We start from the raw sequence: 18,562 nt of genomic DNA on the forward strand, positions 1-18,562 counted from the left end.
GACGGCCGGAGTGTCCTGGGCGCCGCCCCGCGCCCAGGGCCTCCTGGCCATCGGGTGGGGAGCGGATCAGGGAGTCTCGGGCCGGACCGCGGCCCGCCCGGCGTCCGCGGCGGCCGTCTCCGCGCTCTCCGCCGCCTGAGCCGTCTCCCGCGGGCCGGCCTCGCCGCCCGGTCCCTCCGTGCGGCCGGCCGCCGCGGGCAGGTCCGGCATCTGCGTGACCGGGAAGGTCAGCTTCATCGAGAGGTAGGCGTAGACGGGGCCGAGGGCGTTCATGGCGACGACGCACACCCAGGCCGCCCACGGGTTGCCCGGGTCGTAGCCGAAGCCGCCGAAGAACGTGGCGAAGTAACAGGCGAAGCCGAAGAACATGCCGGGGATGAGCGTGAAGAGCTTCGTGCGGCCCGTGTACATGAGGGCCGAGTTCACGACGAGGATCACCAGGGCCTGCATCAGGTTGCGGGCGAACTGCCCCTCTCCGAGGGCCGTCCCCGCCCGCTGCTCGACGAGCACGATGACGAGGGCGAAGCTCGATCCGGCCACCATCGCCGGCCAGAGCTTCTTCGCCCCTTCCATGCTGGGGCCGCCCATCAGGAACATCGCCGCCCAGGGGACGAAGATCGCCCAGGGCGGCAGGTGCAGTGCGGTGCCGCCGACGAAGGCGGTGGTGGCGGCCAGGATCGACGCGACGATCTCGTGCGGTACGCGTTCACGCATGACGGGCTCCACTTCGCTGGGATCAGGGCCCCGGAGGGCCGGGCGGTGCGGTGGGCGGGTCGATCAGCGTGCGGGTTCGGGTGGTGCGCGCCACGACGCGGCCTGCCTTGATCACGTAGGCGCGGTCGGGGCGGTCCAGGACGATGTCGTCGTAGCGGGTGGTGTCGAGCACGACGAGATCGGCGGCGGCGCCCGCGCGGACGCCGTAGGTGTCGGCGATCCCGACGACGCGGGCGGCGTCGTGGGTCACCATGCGCAGGACCCGGCGCAGATCGGCCGGTCCGTGCAGATGCCCGGTCTGGGCGAGGAGCAGCGCGATGTCGAGCAGGTCGCCGGTGCCGTACGGCGTGAACGCGTTGCGGAGGTTGTTGGAGGCGGTGGCGGTGAGGACCCCGGCCTCCCACAGTTCGCGTACGGGGGCGATGCCGCGGCGCACGGGATGGCGGTCGGTGCGGCCGCCGAGGTGGAGGTCGGTGGCCGGCAGCGGGACGACGGCGACGCCGGCGTCGGCGAGCGCGCCCAGGACCTTGGCCCGCTCGGGTCCGGGGCGGGCGGCGAGCGAGGTCATGTGGCCGAGGGCGACCCGGCCGCCGAGGTCGCGGGCACGGGTGGCGTCGGCGACGTACTCGGCCATGGCGTAGCGGGTGTCGCTCGCGTCGTCGGCGAAGTCGGCGTGCAGGTCGGCGGGGACGCCGTGTTCGGCGGCGAGGTCGAGCACGAGGTCGACGTGGCGGCGGCACAGCTCCACGGAGTCCTCCTGGTAGGCGCAGCCGCCGACCACGTCGGCGCCGGCGGCGAGCGCGCGGCGCAGGAGCTGTTCGGTGCCGGGCGAGCGCCAGATGCCCTCCTGGGGGAAGGCGACGATCTGGATGTCGATGAACTCCCGGTACTCCTCGCGCAGTTCGAGCAGCACTTCGACGCCGAGGAGGCCCTGCACGTGGTCGACGTCGGGGTGGGCGCGCAGGGTGGTGGTGCCCGCCTGGATCGCGGCCTCGACGGCCCGCCGGGAGCGGGCCGTGACGTCCTCGTGGGTGAACTCCCGCTTGAGTTCGAGGGTGACGGCGATGGCGTCGGCGAGGGCGGGGCCGCGCGGGGCGCGCCGCCCGTCGAGGTAGGCCTTGTCGGGGTGGATGTGCGCCTCGACGAATCCGGGCAGGACGACGCGTCCGGCGCAGTCGACGACGTGCGGGCCTTCCGCGTCGGGCCCTCCGGGTCCGGTCGGCCCCACGGATGCGATCCGGCCGTCGGTGACGAGGATGTCGGAGAGGCCGGTGGCGTCCTCGACGCGGGCCCGGCGCAGCAGCAGACGGTTCACGCGCGCACCTCCAGCGCCTCGGCGGGTTCGTCGCCGAGGCTCGGGACGTCCCCGAAGTCGGACTTGCGGATCAGGCAGTGGACGCCCTGCACCTGGTCGACGACCTGCGAGACCTCCAGATCGGCGGCCGCGCTCAGATAGGCGTAGGCGCTCGCGGGGTCCATGCCGACGCGGGTGGTGAGGAAGCGCAGGGCGACCTGGACGCTGTCCCGCATCGCTTGGTTCAGGTCCTCGTTCAGGCCGATGGCGACCCAGTGGGTGCCGGTCTCGCCGAACGGGGTGTCGATCAGGCCGACGGCCCTGCGGGCGGCGGCTCCGCTGAGGACGCTGAGCCGGAACGTGGCGCGCAGCGGTGCCTCGAACGCGGTGAGGGCGACCTCGCCGTTGCCCTGTGCGAAGTGCGGGTCGCCGGTGGTGAATCCGGCGCCCTCGACCTGGACGGGCAGGTACAGGGCGCTGCCGGTGTCGAGCACCTTCACATCGAGGTTGCCGCCGTGCCGGCCCGGGGGCACGGTGCTCAGCGGCGTCTCGTGCGCCGGGGTGACGCCCATGATCCCCATGAACGGCCGCAGCGGGAACCGCGCGCGCCGCCCCTGGTCCCCGTACGGCAGCAGTCCGAACTCGCGTCCCCGGCTGTCGACTTCGACGGTCGTGTACGTGGAGACGGTGCCGCAGGGCATGCGGCGGGTGACGCCGGTGCAGGGGTGGGCGGGGTCCGGGTGGGCGGCGGGCAGGGCGCCGCGGCCGTGCCGGCTGGAGACGATGCCGTAGTCGGTGCGCCGGTACAGGGAGAGGACCTCGACCTTGAGGAGGTCGCCGGGTGCGGCGCCGGTGACGGCGACGGGGCCGGTGACGACGTGCGGGCCGTGCTCCTCCGCGTCGCGGGGCATGCCGGAGGCGGCGATGTCGCGGGCGTCGGCGGGCACGGCGTGCTCGGGGACGCCGTAGGCCCCGAAGAAGCTGACCGGGTCGCGCCCCTGGTCCTCCAGGATCCCCTCGTGCGACACGGAGTCGACGGTGACGGTGTCCCCGTCCCGGACGGTCAGGACGGCCCGGTCTCCGGGCGCGGGCAGTGTCCCCCAGCGGGCGTTCTCGGGCGTGGTGCGCAGGTGGTGACGGCCTTCGGGTGCGGCGAGCTGACGGGTCATCGAGGATCTCCCTGAGCGGCGGTCGGTACGGGGCCGGTGACGCGTTCGGGCGCGGGAATGTCCGGGGGCGGCGGTGGTGCGGGTGCGGGGGCGCCGGTGGCCGGAGCGGCGGGACCCGGGTGGATCCAGGTGCCGCCGGCTCCGGCCAGCGCCTCCGGCAGCGCCACCGGTGACGTGATCAGGACGCGGGCTCGGGGGCCGGACGTCCGCAGGAAGGCGAGGGCCGCCTCGATCTTGGGGCCCATGCTGCCGGGTGGGAACTGGCCCTGGTCCAGGTGGAGTCGTGCCTCGGCAGCGGTCAGGAGGCCGACGGGGCGTTCGGTGGGCAGGCCGTGGTCGAGGGCGACGCGGCCGACGCCGGTGGTGATGACGAGGAGTTCGGCGCCGAGGCGGGCGGCGAGCAGGGCGGAGGTGGCGTCCTTGTCGATGACGGCCTCGATGCCGCGGTAGCCGCCGCCCGGCTCCTCGACGACGGGGATGCCTCCGCCGCCGCCCGCGACGACGATCTGGTCCCGGTCGAGGAGTGCGGTGAGCGCGGCCTCCTCGACGACGCGGCGGGGCGCGGGCGAGGGCACGACGCGGCGCCAGCCGCGCCCCGCGTCCTCGGCGACGCTCCAGCCGTGCCGGGCGGCGAGCTCCCGCGCCTCCTGTTCGGTGTGGAAGGAGCCGATGGGCTTGGTGGGGTGGGCGAAGGCGGGGTCGGCGGGGTCGACGACGGTGTGGGTGAGCAGCGCGGCGACGCGGTCGCCGAGGCCGCGGGCGCGGAGCCGGGCGCCGAGGGCGGTGGCGAGGATGTGGCCGAGGGAGCCCTGGGAGTCGGCGACGCACATGTCGAGGTCGAGGCGCGGGAGTTCGGGCGCGAGTGCGGCGGCCAGTTCGGAGCGGCGCTGGATGAATCCGACCTGGGGGCCGTTGCCGTGCGTGACGAGCAGGCGCCGTCCGCCGGCGGCCAGTTCGGCGAGCGGCGCGGCCGGCGTCCTGGCCGCGTCGAACTGCTCGGCCATGGTCGCGCCGGGCCCGCCGCGCAGCAGGGCGTTGCCACCGATCGCCACGACGGTCACGGCTGCGGGGACGGCGCCCAGCGGGAGGGAGTCAGGCATGGCGGTCACCATAGGAACGGCCCGACCAGCAGGTCATGGGCAACGGACGCCAGCGGCCGGGGCCCCTCGTTGACGCCCGGTGACAGGGCCCGCGCCGCCCGCCCGTTTCCGGCGTGTAAGCATCCGATTTCCCTCGTGATCCGCATTTACAGCGTCTCGGGGGGTGCTCATAGTGGAGGGCGTGCCAGCCTTCCGAGTGCACGTCCAGGCCCAGGTGAGCGCGGCGGAGGTCCCCCCGCTCACACCCGCCCCCGCGCCCGCGAGACGCCCTCCCGCGTCCGGGATCACGGTCGCGGAGGCGCTCGGGCTGCCCTGCCTGGCCGGGGCCCGGCTCGTGGCGGGCGGCCGGGGCGCGGACCGGGTGATCCGGGTCGCGAACATCATGGAAGTACCGGACATCGTGCGCTGGATGCGCGGCGGCGAACTGCTCCTGACGACGGCGTACGCGCTGCGCGACGACGAGGAGGCGCTGGCGGCGCTCGTGCCGTCACTGGCCGGTCGCGGACTGGCGGGGCTCGGTGTGAAGATCGGACCGTATCTGCCGCGGCTGCCGGACCCGTTGCTGCGGGCGGCGGACGAACTCGGTTTCCCGGTGCTGGAGTTGCCGGGCGAGGTGATGTTCAACGATGTCCTCGCCGAGGTGATCGGCACGGTCCTGAACCGGCGGGCGCTGACCCTGGAGCGCACCCAGGAGGTGCACGAGCGGCTGGCGACGGCCGCGCTGCGGGACGGCTCCTACCAGGAACTGACGCGGGCGCTGGCCGAGTTGGCGGACTGCCCGGCGGCGGTGCTCGGCCCGGACGGGACGCTGCTGGCGGGCGCGGGCGGGCCGCCGCAGGACTGCACGCCGACGGCCGAGCGGGCGATCGGGGTGCAGGGAGCGGGCGTTGCGGCGGGACGGGTCGCGCTGTGGTGTGCGCAGCCGCCCACGGAGGGCCAGTTGGCGGCGCTGGAACACGCGGCGACGCTGGCGGCGATGGTCGCGGCGCAGGAGCGGGCGGTGGCCGGCCGGGAGCGCCGCTACCGGGCGCTACTGCTCACGGAGCTCGTCTCGGGGCGCCCGCAGGACCCCACGGAGACGGCCCGCCGGGCCACCGCGATGGGCTGGGAGCTGGACGTGCCGCGCGCGGCCGTCCTGGTGGAGCTGAGCGCGTCGGCGTCGGCGCCGCCGTCCGAGCGGCCGGCCGAGGAGCGGTTGCTGCCGTTCGTGCGGGCCGTGGTCGGGCCGCGCGCGATCGGCTGGGGCGTGCCGTCGGGCCTGGCGCTGCTGGTCGAGCCGGGCGGGGCGCTGCGGGACGTGTGCCGGGCGGTGTTCGACGCGGTGTCGACGGCGCTGCCCGCGGCGCGGGTGCGGGTCGGGGCGGGCGGCGTGCAGGCGGACTTCGCGGATCTGCACCTGAGTTACCGCGAGGCGCAGGCCGCGCTCGCCCTGGGCCGTGAGCTGTACGGCGGCACGTTCGTGTGCGAGCACCGGGACCTCGGCGTGTACCGGCTGCTGGACCAGTTGCCGGCGCGGGAGCTGCGCCGTCTGGTCGAGGAGGCCCTGGGGCCGCTGATCGCGTACGACTCCGCGCACGAGGGCAGCCTCGTGCACAGTCTGGGCGTGTACCTGGCCCGGGACCGCAACGGGGTGGAGGCCGCCGAGCGCCTCCACATCCACTACAACACCCTGCGCTACCGCCTCAAGCAGATCGAGCGCCTCACAGGCGGTTTCGACCGGGACCCGATGACCCGGCTCCAGACCGAACTGGCCGTGCACGCCCACCGCCTGCTGGCCGCGCGCGCCCGCGTCTGAGGCGAACGCCGGCGCCGGGCGAGGCGGCGGTCCCCGTCGCACCGGTTCTTCTCGGCTCCCCGGCGGGCGTCGCCGGGGAGCCCGGGTTCAGCCGCCGCGCTTGCTCAGTCCGGCCTGCAGGTCCTCCTGGGACATGACGGGGATGATGTTCACCTTGGCCCCCATCTCCTGGAAGAAGGGCTCACAGATGACGGGGATGTCGGACAGCTCCTTCAGGTCGAACACGAGGAAGGCGGTGCGCACCCCGTCCTTGGCCCCGAAGTACGCGGACTCGGGAGCGAGCCGCTCCAGCGCCGACTTCATGATCTCGGGGAGCTTGTTGTCCGTGATCGCCTTGTTCGCCCGCTCAGTGTCCATCTGAACGGTCAGCATTACCCTCACGGCCTTCCCCTTTCTTCGCTCTTTCGACACATTTGTGCCCTTCCTTCGATGGTGGCGCGATTCCCCGGAACGCGCGCCCCCTGAGCGGTCCGTACCGGCACGTGAACGGCCGACGGGGCGGCCGCACCGGCCTCCTCCCGGACGTCTGGGCAGGTGACACGGCGCGTCCCCTCATATCGTGGAATCTCAACGCATGGACGGCCCGTGCCGAGGTGGCAGCACATGAAGGACCCGCAGATCGACTACGCGGCGGTCTTCCGCGCGCTGCCCGGCATGGTGGCGCTGCTGACCCCTGACCTCGTGTACGCCGATGCCAACGAGGACTTCCTCCGGCTGGTCGGCCGCACCCGCGAGCAGCTACTGGGCCGCTACATCTTCGACGTCTTCCCCGAGAACCCGAACGATCCGGCGGCGGCCGGAATGCAGGAGACCAAGGCGTCGATGCTGCGCGTGGTGACGTCCGGCGAGCGCGAGACGATGGCCCTGCTGCGCTACGACATCGAGGACTCCGCACGGCCCGGACACTGGGTGGAGCACTACTGGAGCCCGGTCAACGCCCCCGTGCTGGACGCGGACGGGGAGGTGACGCTGATCGTGCACCGGGTCGAGGAGATCACCGAGCTCGTCCGCGCCGGCCGCGGCGCGGACACGGGCGAAGACGGGGACGGGCGGCGGGGCGAGGCCCTGGAGGCCGAGCTCTACACCCGCTCCCGGGAGCTCCAGGAGGTCAACGAGCGGCTGCGCCGGGCCCACGCCCGTGAGCGCGAGGTCGCGCTGGCCCTCCAGGCCGCGATGCTGCCGGCGCCGACGCCGGTCGGACACCACCGCGCGGCCGTGCGCTACCGGCCCGCCGTCGGCGCGCTCAACGTGTGCGGCGACTGGTACGACCTCGTCGACCTGCACGGGGACCGCATCGCGGTCGCCGTCGGGGACGTCGTCGGCCACGGCCTGGAGGCCGCCTGCGTCATGGGGCAGCTGCGCAGTGCGCTGAGCGCGGCCGCGCGGGTCGCCGACGGCCCGGCCCGGGCCCTGGACGCGCTCGGGCTGTACGCCCGGCACGTCCCCGGCGCGCAGTCGACGACGGTGGTGAAGGTCTACGTCGACTGGGACACCCACACCCTCGCCTACAGCAGCGCCGGCCACCCGCCGCCCGCGCTGCTCCACCCCGACGGCTCGGTGACCTTCCTCGACCGGGCGACCGATCCGCCGCTCGGCGCCCGCCCCGAACACGTACCCCGGCCCCAGGCCCGTACGGCCTTCACGGAGGGGGCGGTCCTGGTCCTGTACTCGGACGGCCTGATCGAGCGCCGTGACGAGGACATCGACGTCGGCCTGGCCCGCCTCGCGGACTCACTCGTCCGGCACGGCGGCAGCGGCCCTGAGGAGATGGCCGACGCGCTCCTGGCCGACCTCCTGCCGCCCACGGGCAGCACCGACGACACGGCGCTGGTCATCATCCGCCTGTGAACCCGTGCCCGGGCGGCCCCGCCCGGGTCCGGCGGCTGCCCGACTTGACTCCGCGGCCGGTTCTGCCAACGTGGTGAGTGTCATGTCCCACGCATCCCGCGGCGGCGCCGCCGACGGCGCCGCCGGGGCCCTGACACCGAGTGGCGAGGCTGTGCTCGCCTCCCGGTTCACCACCCCGCGCGTCCCCGCGACGTTCGTCCGCAGGACCCGCCTGACGGAGCGACTCACCCGGGCCCAGGCCGGTCCGGACCGGTTGACGCTGGTCAGCGGCCCGGCGGGCGCGGGCAAGACCCTGCTGGTCGCCGACTGGGCGCGGACCTGCGCTCCGTCCGGCCCGGTGGTGTGGCTGACCGTCGAGTCCGGGGACAACGACCCGGGCAACTTCTGGACCTACGTCCTCGCGGCCCTGCGCCACCACGGTCTGACCCCGTCCGGCGGCCTCCCCGGACCCGCGCGGCCCGGCGAGGCCGAGGACTCCGTCCTGACCCGGCTCGCGGCGTACCTGAACAGCCGGACCGAGCCGGTGATCCTCGTCCTGGACGAGTGCGAGCGGATCTCCTCGCCGGAGGTCGCCGGCGAACTGGACACGGTGCTGCGGCACGCGGGCGGAGGCCTGCGCCTGGTCCTCCTCAGCCGCACCGAGCCGCCGCTGCCCCTGCACCGGTACCGCGCCGCCGGGGAGATGACGGACCTCCGCGCCGCCGACCTGGCGTTCCTGCCCGAGGAGACCGCCGAACTCGCACGCCGGCACGGCATGCCCCTGCCGGACGAGGCGGCACGCTCGCTCACCGCACGGACGGAGGGCTGGGCGGCGGGGCTCCGGCTCGGCATCCTCGACGCGCTGCGGACCGAGGACCCGCGGGCCGCGCTGGAAGCGCCCGAGACGTGGCAGGGCACCGTCGCGGACTACCTGGTGTCCGAGGTGCTGGACGCCCAGTCCCCCGCGGGCCGGGACCTCCTGCTGCGGACCTGCGTCTGCGAGCGGATCCGTCCCGGCCTGGCGAACGCCCTGACCGGACGGGACGACGCCGCCGCCGTGCTGGCACAGCTGCGGCGCGCGAACGCGTTCGTCGAGCCGGCGGGCCGCTCCGGGTACCGGCTGCACCCCCTGTTCGCCGAAGTGCTCCGGGCGCGCCTGTCCCTCGGGCGTCCCGGGTCGGTACGGGAACTGCACCGCACCGCAGCCCGCTGGCTGAGCGACGCCGGACTGCTCACGGAGGCGCTGCCGCACGCGGCCGAGGCCGGAGACTGGGCGTTCGCGGCGGGCCGGGTCGTCCACGAGCTGGCGATCGGCCGGCTGCTCACGGGCCCCGACGCCGCCCGTCTCGGCTCGCTGTTCGCCGCGATGCCGCCGGACACCCCGGGTCCGGCCGCCGAGCTCGTCCGCGCCGCCCGCGCGTTGTCCCGGCACGACGCCGAGCGGGCGCTCGCCGGTCTGGGACGTGCCGAGTCACTGCTGCCTCCCGCCGGGACGGACGACGCGGCGGCCGCCCATCTGACCCTCGCGACGCTGCGGGTGCTCGCGGGCCGGCAGCTCGGCTCGTCGGCCCTGGCCGAGTCCGCCGACCGGCGGGCGGAGGAGCTCGCCGGGCGGGAGCTCGTGGCGGAGCGGCTGGCGGCCCATCCCGAGCTACGGGTGCTGCGGCTGTCCGCGCTGGGCTCGGCCCAGCTGTGGGCGGGCCGCTTCGCGCCGGCCCGAGCGGCGCTGACCGCCGCGGTGCGGGCGTCCGGCGCCTCCTCCACCGCCTCCCTCCGGCACGACTGCCTGGGCCGGCTGGCCCTGATCGAGTTCCTGGACGGCTGGCCGGGCCGGGCCGAGGCGCACGCGCTGCAGGCGATCACCGAGGGCGACCGGTCCGGCCTCCCGCCCTCCGGCCGGACCGCCCTGGGGCCGCTGGTGCTGGCGTCCGTCGACATCGAGCGCGACGATCTCGCCTCCGCCCGCGCCCACGTGCACCGAGCGTCCCCGCCGTCCTCCTCCCACGACGCGGTCGTCGCGTCCTGGCTGGCCGTGACGCGTTCCCGGCTGCTGTCCGCCGGAGGGGACCCGGTCGAGGCCCTCCACGCCCTCGGCGACGTACGGGAGCCTCCGTCCGCCGTGGCCCCCCCGGCCTGGGTGGACACCCAGGTCGCGGTCACCGCGGCCACCGCGCACCTGGCCCGGGGACGTCCCTGGGACGCCGTCAACGTGCTGGCCCGGTGCCAGGACGCGCGGCCGGAACACACGATCGCCGCGGCCCGCGCCCGTCTCGCGTCGGGCGACGGCGACGCGGCACGCTCTCTCGTCGAGGCGCTGCCCGGCCCCGACGGCCACGGGCCGGCGCTGACCGTCCGGTCGCTGCTGGTGCGGGCCGAGGTGGCCGGTGCGCGGGGCGACGGCGTCACGGCCGGGCACTTGGTCGCCCGCGCCTTGGCGCTCGCGCGCCCCGAGCGGCTCAGACGCCCCTTCCTCGAAGCGGGCCCCTGGCTCCGGACCGTCCTCGGCCGCCGGCCCGCACTGGCCCGGACGCACACCTGGCTCCCGGACTGCCTGCTCCCCGAGGAACCCCCGACGGAACCCGGCGGGTCCGCCCCCGCCCCTGTCGTGGAGCCGCTCAGCGACCGCGAGCTCGAGGTCCTGGAGCGGCTGGCCCAGATGATGTCGACCGAGGAGATCGCCACCGAACTGTTCCTGTCCGTCAACACGGTCAAGACCCATCTGCGGAACATCTACCGCAAGCTCGCGGCGGCCCGGCGCGGTGAGGCCGTGCGCCGGGCCCGGGAGCTGCGTCTGCTGTGACGCCGCTCAGGGTTCCCGCGGCACCACGCACAGCGCCCAGATGACGAAGGCGTACAGCGCGATCAGGGTCAGGGACCAGAACGGGTAGTACGGGATCGACAGGAAGTTGGCGATGATCAGCAGTCCCGCGATGCCCACGCCGACGATCCGCGCCCATGTGGCGCGGGCGAAGAGGCCCAGGCTCACGAGGACGGCGATCACGCCGAGGACCAGCTGGATCCAGCCCCAGCCGGTCAGGTCGAACTGGAAGATGTAGTTGGGGGTCGTGACGTAGACGTCGTCCTCCGCGATCGCCATGATCCCGCGGAGCAGGTCGAGGACACCGGCGATCATCAGCAGGACGGCGGCGAACACGGTCAGTCCGCTCGCCGCCGTCCGGGCCGTGTCCGAGTGTTGGTGGGTCGTCGTAGCCATGGCTCTTCCTCACTCTGCCGTGCGCTGTCGCAGCCGGCTCGGTCTCTTCGAGCGTGGGCCCGCCACGGCCGGGAGCACTCACCCGTGGCGGGTGAGGTTCACCGGCCGGTGCGCTGCTGTCCTGAGAGCCCGAGGGCTGGAGGCCGGGTGAGCGGTGACGCGTGGATCGGTGTGGCGGCGGCCGGCGTCACGGCCGCCTACGTACTGGTCTCGCGCAGGCTCGCCCCCACGCACGTGTCGTCGGCGATGGTGTTCACCGGCTGCGGAGTGCTCCTGGGACCGGCCGTGCTCGACGTCATCGACCTGGGGCACGACGCCGGGGCGATCCTGACCCTGCTCGAGGCGGCGCTCGCGCTGATCCTCTTCACCGACGCCATGACCGTGCGCCCCCGGGACCTGCGGTCCGGGGGCTTCCTGCCGGGCCGGCTGCTGGGCATCGGGCTGCCGCTGACCATCGGCGCGGGCTGGCTGCTGGCCTGGCCCCTGCTCCCCGGACTGTCCGTGTGGGAACTCGCCCTGGTCGGAGCCGTCCTGGCCCCGACGGACGCGGCCCTCGGCAAGACCGCCATGACGAGTCCGCGGGTCCCGGCGCGCGTACGTCAGGGGCTCAATGTGGAGAGCGGCCTCAACGACGGCATGGTGCTGCCCTTCTTCGTCCTCTTCCTGGCCGGCATCCCCGGCACGTCCGCCGCCGAGACGGGTGCGGCCGGTGTCTTCTGGCGGGCGCTCGTCCTGAGCACGGTGCTGGGCGCGCTGGCCGGCGCGGCCGGAGGGGTGCTGCTGGGGGCGGCACGGGCCCGGGGGTGGGTGTCGCGGGAGTGGGCGCCGCTGTTCGTCCCGGCCGTCGCGGCGGTGTCGTACGGACTGGGTGTCGTGGTGGACGGCAGCGGGTTCATCTCCGCCTGGATCGCCGGTTTCGCCTTCGGTCTCGCCGAGCGGCGCTTCCGGCCGGGCGGCGCCGATGCCACCGGGCAGCGGGAGGGGCCCGGCGACACCGCCTCGTTCGCCGAGCAGCTCGGCGGACTCCTGGCCTCACTGAGCCTCCTGGTGTTCGGCGCGGTGCTTCTCGGGCCGGTGCTCGACGACCTGAGCTGGAGGGTCGTCGGCTACGCCGTGCTCAGCCTGACCGTCGTCCGGATGCTGCCGGTGGCGCTCGCACTGGCGGGCAGCGGGCTCCGGCTGCCCACGGTGGCGTACATCGGCTGGTTCGGGCCGCGCGGTCTGGCGTCCGTGGTGCTCGGGCTGCTGGTCCTGGAGGAGCGGGTCCCCGGTGTGGGGCTGCTGGCCGAGGTGGTCGCCGCCACCGTCGCGCTGAGCGTCCTGCTCCACGGCTTCTCGGCCGTCGGTCTCGCCGACCGGTACGGCCGCTGGATCGAGCGGGCCGCCGCCCGCGGCAGCCCGGTCACCCGTGAGGGGTGAGGCGCGCCGGACCGGACGCGGTGATGGTGGAGGAGCAGTCGGTCGGACAGCTGAGCGACGAGGAGAACCGACGTGGCCGATGACCCTGCGGCACAGACCGCACCCGACACCGACGACACCCGGCCGGACCGGCCCGTGCTCGACACCTTGATGCGGATGACGGACGGCGCGTACGAACAATCCGGCCTCGATCCGGAGACCTACCTGCTGACCCGCATAGCCGCGCTGGTGGCGATGGGCGCCGCCCCCGCCTCGTACCTGCTCAACCTGGGCGCCGCCGAGGACATCGGTGTGCCGCCGGCGCGGATCCAGGGCACCCTCGTGGCCATCGCCCCCGTGGTGGGCAGCGCCCGCGTGGTGACCGCGGCGCACGGCATCGGGGACGCCTTCGGACTGCACCTGCTGCCCCTGCCGGACGGCGGGGACGAGGACGAAGGAGCTACGACATGAATCTGGCCTACGACTACCCGGTCCTCGGGGCGTTCTGGACGGTCATGTGGATCTTCCTGTGGATCCTGTGGATCGTCCTGCTCTTCCGGATCATCGGCGACATCTTCCGGGACGACGAGCTCAGCGGGATCGCCAAGACCGCCTGGCTCGTCTTCGTGGTCGTGGTCCCCTTCCTCGGTGTGTTCGTCTACACGCTCGCCCGGGGCCGTGGCATGGGCAAGCGCGAGGCGGAGCACGCCCGCGCCCACCGGGAGGCCGTCGACGAGTACATCCGCGCGACCGCGGGCAGCGGGGCGGAAGCCGACAGCACGGTGGACCAACTCGCCAAACTCTCCGACATCCGGGCCCGGGGCGACATCGACGACGCCGAGTTCGAGCGGGCCAAGGAGAAGATCCTGCACTGAGCCCGCCACGCGCCAACACCGCGCGTGCGCGGCCCTCTTGAGCCGGACGACGCAACGACGAAGGCCGGTTTCGGATTGCTCCGAAACCGGCCCTCATCAGCGACTCTTTCGAGTCGGGACGACAGGATTTGAACCTGCGACCCCTTGACCCCCAGGAGTGAGGGTCGAGGGTTTTTTCTGGATATAGCGGACTTAATCCGGGTGCAAGTTGTGGGTGGGAACGTCCGTCGTGCACTGTCGCGCATATCGTGTGGTCCCCATCTGGTCCCCAGGGGTGCAAGTAGGACCAGCGGCTGGAGTGAGCTTGGACGAACACGATGACAGCAGCTGGTCCGCACCTGGACCTACGGCCCCGAAGGGCGACATATTCGCCTGGAACTCCCTCACGGGTTACCGCGAGTCCGCTCGTCTACGACGAGGCGTCGTCCAGCCGCAATGTCACCCATGTGGAGCCGACCAGCTTGAGGAAAGCCTCACCACGAGCCCTTGAGACTTCGGCCACAGAGTGGGCCAGCCGCAGGACGGCGACCGCATCGGCCGTGGCGAGCACGTCCAGCTCCTCGAGTATCAACTGATAGTCGCACGGCAACGTCCCCACTTCGGAGACGAGAACGCGCTCGGCGAAAGAGGCCAGCACGTCCACGGCCAGCTCTCCGGGCCGTAGCCGGTGCCTGCTCCAGAGTCGTTCCACCTCGCGCACGTAGTAGTCGCGACGTTTGGGGTGCAAATGTAGGCCGAGATCCGCGGCGACCCTGGCAACGACGGCCTGGACGCTCTCCGAAACCTTCGCATGCCATCCCCGCCGGAACGGCTCGCTACTCCGGCCCGCGGCGGCCAGCTTGTAGAGGGCCTCGATCGCGCTGTTGAGCGATGCCATAAGAGCCTGGCCGCAGGCAGCCCAGTCGTCCTCGCCGGCAGGCTCGTGTCCGCCTGAGGAATCCCGCGTCCACGCCGCCCAACGTGCGGTCGCCTGGGCGTTGTCCGTATGCTGCCGAGCCGTACGCAGGTGATAGATCAGGTTGTCGAAGTCCCATGCTGCCCCACCAGTCCTGCGATCACCGAGCAGGAAACCGATGTCCAGCTTCCACTTCTCGCGCCACAGCTTGTACGCGGCGGAGACGAGACGTTCGAGGTCGCCCTCGCTGCGCACGTGCGCCGGCCACGCGTCCGGCGCGGGGATGTGCAGCTCTTCACCCGTGCAGAGCCGCCTGTGCTGAGACAGAGTGAGACACGACCGCTTGAACCGTTCCAGCTCATTGTGCATCAGGTGTCCGTCTCTCCCCTCGGTGCGCCGCGCGGATGGGATCCGCGAGTGCTCCTCGCATGTTGAACGCGATGTGGAATGAGGGAAGGATGTCTCCCTTCCTGCGGAAGTCCGTGACCGAGAAGCGTTGCGGAATGAAGGGGACTTCGATGCGGAGCTGGTCCACCCATGCGATGCCCCGCCTGCCGTCCGGAGTCGCCCAGACAACCCTGCCGGTGAACAGCAAGGCCTTGCCGTCACTCCCCGACGCGAGGTAGGTGGAGACGATACGGGACGACAAGTCCTGGGATTCCCGGTCGAGTCTGCGGAACACTTCCTCCGAGGCCCGGTAGGAACCGAGGTGGAAGAGGCTCAGACCACGCAAGAAGTCCAGTCGATAGCGATCGAAGTCGCCTGCGACAGGGATGGCGTCGGTGATGCGGAGGCACTCGTTCCAGTCCGCCTCCGTGAAGGCGAGCACTTGACGTTCACCGCGCAGGAACGGCTTTCCGGTCTTCAGCTCCCAGAAGAGATCGAGCAGCAACCGCGAGCAGCGCCAGTCAGCTCGGACCTCGATCGACGCGCGCAACAGGGACTCAACCGCCACCTTTACGCCTTCCGGCCCGCGCCGTGCGGCCGATCGGGCCAAGAAATAGTAGGCGGCCGGATCGTTGTTCTCCGTTAGCGCCGCGAGGTGCTTAGCTTCCAGAGCCTTATCGTTGAGCATGCGCGCCATTTCCACGCGCCGCTGGTCGTACGTGGCGCGCTGGGCGGGGCTAAGCGTGCCCGGATCGATCGAATCCAGGGACGCCTGGGCGTTAGCAAGCAGGTCGATCCGTGTCTCCTCGGAGAGCACCCCCGTCTCGACCGCGCGCCTCGTGGTCCACGCCACGACGTCCACCGGATAGACATTCTCCGGGTCGTACGCCCTCGCCGACAGGGCCGCCCGTGTCACCTCGCTCATCAGTGCCGAGATGGCGGACGCGTTCGACGGCTCGCCGCGCTGTGACAGTTCGAACACCTGGGCACCGTCGGTACTCGCAAGCTCCACGAGCAGGTTGAGTCGCGAGCGCGGAGAGGCGTCGGCCTCCTCGATCGTGACTTCGAGTAGGCGCTGTACGTGGCGGAGTAGCTCGATTCGTTCGGCGGAGCTGCTCACATTGTGCTTCTGTGCCCACAGCACGTGCTCGCGAGTCAGGTTGGCCTCCAGCAGCACCAACCTGTGGTGTGCCAGACCGCGCCCCTCCCGCAGGTGTACGAACGCGTTGGCGAGGTCAAGGTAGTGCTCCGCGTAGCGGGTCGAATCCCGGGACTGCGGGCCCATCCCTTCCATCAGATCGACCATGAACTGGACCTCTTCCCCTCCCCCACGGGTAGGCATGGGCCGCAGGTTCTCGATCATCTGGCCCGTGACCTCAACCTCCGTGCGGACGTTCAGGTCCTCACGGGCCAGCAGTTCGGCTTCGAGCTGCGTCCGCGCTCCCAGGTACTGGCTGCCCCTCTCGTCCTCGGTCCAGCGGAAAATGTCGAAGTTCCGCACCAGTTCGACGATGCGGCTCGATCCTTCCCGGCCGAGGATGCGCAGCACGAGTTCCAGCGGTACGAGGAGACCTCTGCGCCCCGCGACGAGCACCATCGAGGTGAGCCGCTCGGTGGAGCTCCTCTCCTCAAAGGAGAGGTCGATGAGCTCGGCGTGCGGGCGCTCCGAGGGCGCCAGCGCGTCGATGTCGAACCCGGCGTCGGCCAGCGCCTGTGCGATCGCCCCGAGGCGGGACGAGCCGGTCTCCTCGGTTGCCTTGGAAAGCTTCTCCAAGCCGATCTCGGCTTCGCGCATCTCCATCGTCAAGCCACGGCGCAGACCGCGCTCCGTCTCCGGCAGTACCCGGTAGAGCAGTGCGAGGAACGAAGAGTCGAGTTTCCCGCCGATGTCATCGGGAACCGGGACGGCGAAGGCAGGGAGCCAGTCCTTGACTCGCGCGACCTCGGCCTCGCTGAGACCCGAATCGACCCGGATGACTTTCTTGACGTGCTGAGGGGGGAGATAGCTGCTTCCGACGATGAGTACGCGCCGGCCCCTGGAGCGCAACTGCCTTTGCAGCGTGTAGTACTCGTCTATGTCGACCATGCCGTCCCACACGAGCAGTGTGGGGATCGCGTGGTTCTCGTCGGCCCAGGAAGCGAAGGCGTCGATGTCAGCGAGCGTCGGCCGGTCCCCGCGGCGTGACCGGTGGAGAACGGCGGCCTGACCGGAGCGTGCCACCTGCAGAGCGAGCGAGCACAGCGCTATGGTCTTGCCGGTCGCGGTCTGCCCGGCGATGACGATGGGTTCCGGCATCGACAACTCGTCGAGACTGCTCTGCACACGTCTGAGCAGAACCTCTTCGAAGTCCCGGCGCAGGTTGTAGCCGCTCGCCACCGCCTTCCAGGGCGGAGAGCCCTCGCTCGCCCCAAGAAACGTGCGGAAGCGCTGGTACTTCAGGGCCGACGAGGCGGACGGGAAGGGTTCCAACAGCTCGTTGTCCACCGGGCGCGCTGCGCCGATCACCCGGTTCCACGTGTTGACGTCCACCTCGGCGAAACCATCGCCGATCGGGATGAGTCGCTGCCCTGCCATCGCCCGGCCAGCCGACATCCGCTGAAAGCGACCTGACGTTTCCAGTTCGTTCAGCACGGCACTGAAGGTCTCGCTGTGCGCGACCAGCATGCCCCGGTCGATCGCCGCACGTACGAATGTGTCTTCGCGCAAGGCCTCCGTCACGGAAAACAGGTGGGCCTGCCCCGGCTGCAGGCGGTTAACGAAAGTGAAGAGCTCCTGCGTCGTCAGCCAATCACCCGGCCGATAGCCCTCGATCACGATCACGCCGCGTGGAGTGGCCAGTGTCTCGGCCAAGACTTGGAGCATCTCAGCGGCCCGCGCCTTGGACTCGACTTCCTGGATGACGTCCGTCGGCGGCCGCTCCTCCTCGGGCAGCCCCACCCCGCCGAAGAGGTACCGCACCTGCATTTCGGTGGCACTGCGTGGATGCCGTCCGAGGAACGCCTGGGCGGTCGGAACAACTCTGCGCCACTCGCTGACGAACACGTCCGGCAGGGATGAATCGATCCGAGAGGTGAAGACGCCGTTCCAGGGATACTGAGCGGCCTCGGAGAGCCACTCCGGCGGCTCGACAGCACGGACCTCCCGGTCGAAGCGCTCGTACTCGGCCGCCGCGTTGTCGCTCAGCGACTCCACAGCGCTGGGAACGACCGAGCGCGCGGGACCTGAGGCAGCCTGAAACTCCTCCAACGCCTGCCCCAGCAGCATGAAGGCAGGGCCCGTCACGAGCCTGGAGAGCAAGGTTTGGATTGAAGATTCCATACATGCCCAGAGTAGCGCGTGCGGCCGCGCTAACCCCATAGTCGCAGGGAAATCGCTTGTCCAGACTTGCCCTTGCTCGAACGGTGGTCGAGCTCAGCGGCAGCTTGCGCACGCACGGGAGTAACTGGCCGGGCACTACCGCGTATACGCCGACACGGTCGCTCGCGGATTCAACCGTGCGCCATCGCGCCCCTCCTGCCTCGGCACGGTCGCTCCCGAGCCAATGACGTTTGCAGGAACCTGGGCGAGCAAAGACGCGAACAAACCGTGCGATACGAGCCGCGACGCCCTCAGCATGGCGTACGCCAAAGTCGGCTGTCGCGTGCTCATTCGGCCCTTGCTCCCGATTCACTTCAGGTGATCGGTCCAGAGACTAGGCAAGAGATCCGCCCGGTTCTGTCCATCGTTCGGTTGACCCCGGGCCGAGGACGCATCCGCCCGCACGTCGCGCCGGAGGGCAAGGGTTGGATGGGCAAGGTCAGGGCACCTTCCTCCAGCCAGAGAGCGAAGGTGCCGTCCTCGGTCGTGCGCACCGTGCAGTTCGCCGTCGAGCCGTCGATCACGACGGACTGACC

14 protein-coding genes are annotated in these 18,562 nt (G+C 72.0%); 6 read left to right on the top strand and 8 right to left on the bottom strand.

From position 1 onward, the window contains the following. Nucleotides 1-66 precede the first annotated feature (66 nt). From IAG42_RS04895 to IAG42_RS04910, 4 genes are read right to left on the bottom strand one after another with little or no spacing between them, the layout of a single operon-like run. Nucleotides 67-714, bottom strand: coding sequence for a DUF1097 domain-containing protein (locus IAG42_RS04895; RefSeq protein ID WP_188335780.1), 648 nt, complete (start codon nt 712-714; stop codon nt 67-69). A gap of 22 nt (nt 715-736) precedes the next feature. Continuing rightward, nucleotides 737-2,029, bottom strand: coding sequence for an amidohydrolase family protein (locus IAG42_RS04900; protein ID WP_188335781.1), 1,293 nt, complete (start codon nt 2,027-2,029; stop codon nt 737-739). Continuing rightward, on the bottom strand, nt 2,026-3,177 hold the full coding sequence (locus IAG42_RS04905; RefSeq protein ID WP_188335782.1) for an acetamidase/formamidase family protein: 1,152 nt from the start codon (nt 3,175-3,177) through the stop codon (nt 2,026-2,028). Before IAG42_RS04905 ends, IAG42_RS04900 begins: the two co-directional genes overlap by 4 nt. Continuing rightward, entirely contained in the window at nt 3,174-4,277 is a 1,104-nt protein-coding gene (locus IAG42_RS04910) for a carbamate kinase (protein ID WP_188335783.1), read from the bottom strand. The genes IAG42_RS04905 and IAG42_RS04910 overlap by 4 nt, the downstream gene beginning before the upstream one ends. A 181-nt stretch (nt 4,278-4,458) precedes the next feature. Between IAG42_RS04910 and IAG42_RS04915 the strand changes: the two genes are divergently transcribed. Then, on the top strand, nt 4,459-6,072 hold the full coding sequence (locus IAG42_RS04915) for a PucR family transcriptional regulator (RefSeq protein ID WP_223205862.1): 1,614 nt from the start codon (nt 4,459-4,461) through the stop codon (nt 6,070-6,072). An 87-nt stretch (nt 6,073-6,159) separates the two neighbouring features. On the opposite strand, the gene IAG42_RS04920 is transcribed toward IAG42_RS04915, so the two are convergent. Beyond that, on the bottom strand, nt 6,160-6,429 hold the full coding sequence (locus IAG42_RS04920) for a hypothetical protein (RefSeq protein WP_223205863.1): 270 nt from the start codon (nt 6,427-6,429) through the stop codon (nt 6,160-6,162). A 246-nt stretch (nt 6,430-6,675) separates the two neighbouring features. On the opposite strand from IAG42_RS04920, the gene IAG42_RS04925 reads away from it, so the two are divergent. Together IAG42_RS04925 and IAG42_RS04930 are read left to right on the top strand one after the other, a co-directional pair. Beyond that, nucleotides 6,676-7,920 (top strand): PP2C family protein-serine/threonine phosphatase, encoded by a 1,245-nt coding sequence (locus IAG42_RS04925; protein ID WP_188335786.1) that lies wholly within the window; start codon nt 6,676-6,678, stop codon nt 7,918-7,920. A gap of 82 nt (nt 7,921-8,002) precedes the next feature. Then, on the top strand, nt 8,003-10,699 hold the full coding sequence (locus IAG42_RS04930; protein WP_188335787.1) for a LuxR C-terminal-related transcriptional regulator: 2,697 nt from the start codon (nt 8,003-8,005) through the stop codon (nt 10,697-10,699). 6 nt (nt 10,700-10,705) lie between these two features. Here IAG42_RS04930 and IAG42_RS04935 read toward each other — a convergent pair whose 3' ends face one another. Beyond that, complete coding sequence (locus IAG42_RS04935) at nt 10,706-11,113, bottom strand: DUF7144 family membrane protein (protein WP_188335788.1); 408 nt, start codon at nt 11,111-11,113, stop codon at nt 10,706-10,708. Between the two features lie 147 nt (nt 11,114-11,260). On the opposite strand from IAG42_RS04935, the gene IAG42_RS04940 reads away from it, so the two are divergent. The 3 genes from IAG42_RS04940 to IAG42_RS04950 all read left to right on the top strand — a co-directional run bounded on the left by IAG42_RS04940 (nt 11,261) and on the right by IAG42_RS04950 (nt 13,386). Beyond that, complete coding sequence (locus IAG42_RS04940) at nt 11,261-12,532, top strand: cation:proton antiporter domain-containing protein (protein WP_188335789.1); 1,272 nt, start codon at nt 11,261-11,263, stop codon at nt 12,530-12,532. A gap of 72 nt (nt 12,533-12,604) precedes the next feature. Then, a complete protein-coding gene (locus IAG42_RS04945) occupies nt 12,605-12,982 on the top strand; it encodes a carboxymuconolactone decarboxylase family protein (protein ID WP_223205864.1) in 378 nt (125 codons plus the stop codon). Then, nucleotides 12,979-13,386, top strand: coding sequence for an SHOCT domain-containing protein (locus IAG42_RS04950; protein WP_188335790.1), 408 nt, complete (start codon nt 12,979-12,981; stop codon nt 13,384-13,386). The genes IAG42_RS04945 and IAG42_RS04950 overlap by 4 nt, the downstream gene beginning before the upstream one ends. Nucleotides 13,387-13,795: 409 nt before the next feature. Here the strand turns inward: IAG42_RS04950 and IAG42_RS04955 are convergent, their stop codons facing one another. Further along, nucleotides 13,796-14,650 (bottom strand): hypothetical protein, encoded by an 855-nt coding sequence (locus tag IAG42_RS04955; RefSeq protein WP_188335791.1) that lies wholly within the window; start codon nt 14,648-14,650, stop codon nt 13,796-13,798. After that, nucleotides 14,640-17,987, bottom strand: coding sequence for a P-loop NTPase (locus IAG42_RS04960; RefSeq protein ID WP_188335792.1), 3,348 nt, complete (start codon nt 17,985-17,987; stop codon nt 14,640-14,642). The genes IAG42_RS04955 and IAG42_RS04960 overlap by 11 nt, the downstream gene beginning before the upstream one ends. Between the last annotated feature and the right edge of the window lie 575 nt (nt 17,988-18,562).

Origin of the sequence: Streptomyces xanthii (assembly GCF_014621695.1) — a bacterium.
Classification (GTDB): domain Bacteria; phylum Actinomycetota; class Actinomycetes; order Streptomycetales; family Streptomycetaceae; genus Streptomyces; species Streptomyces xanthii.

Bases quoted from the DNA above. Each gene is read 5' to 3' on its own strand.
- IAG42_RS04895 (WP_188335780.1), bottom strand. From the start codon at position 714: ATGCGTGAACGCGTACCGCACGAGATCGTCGCGTCGATCCTGGCCGCC.
- IAG42_RS04905 (WP_188335782.1), bottom strand. From the start codon at position 3,177: ATGACCCGTCAGCTCGCCGCACCCGAAGGCCGTCACCACCTGCGCACC.
- IAG42_RS04910 (WP_188335783.1), bottom strand. From the start codon at position 4,277: ATGCCTGACTCCCTCCCGCTGGGCGCCGTCCCCGCAGCCGTGACCGTC.
- IAG42_RS04920 (WP_223205863.1), bottom strand. From the start codon at position 6,429: ATGGACACTGAGCGGGCGAACAAGGCGATCACGGACAACAAGCTCCCC.
- IAG42_RS04925 (WP_188335786.1), top strand. From the start codon at position 6,676: ATGAAGGACCCGCAGATCGACTACGCGGCGGTCTTCCGCGCGCTGCCC.
- IAG42_RS04930 (WP_188335787.1), top strand. From the start codon at position 8,003: ATGTCCCACGCATCCCGCGGCGGCGCCGCCGACGGCGCCGCCGGGGCC.
- IAG42_RS04935 (WP_188335788.1), bottom strand. From the start codon at position 11,113: ATGGCTACGACGACCCACCAACACTCGGACACGGCCCGGACGGCGGCG.
- IAG42_RS04950 (WP_188335790.1), top strand. From the start codon at position 12,979: ATGAATCTGGCCTACGACTACCCGGTCCTCGGGGCGTTCTGGACGGTC.
- IAG42_RS04955 (WP_188335791.1), bottom strand. From the start codon at position 14,650: ATGCACAATGAGCTGGAACGGTTCAAGCGGTCGTGTCTCACTCTGTCT.
- IAG42_RS04960 (WP_188335792.1), bottom strand. From the start codon at position 17,987: ATGGAATCTTCAATCCAAACCTTGCTCTCCAGGCTCGTGACGGGCCCT.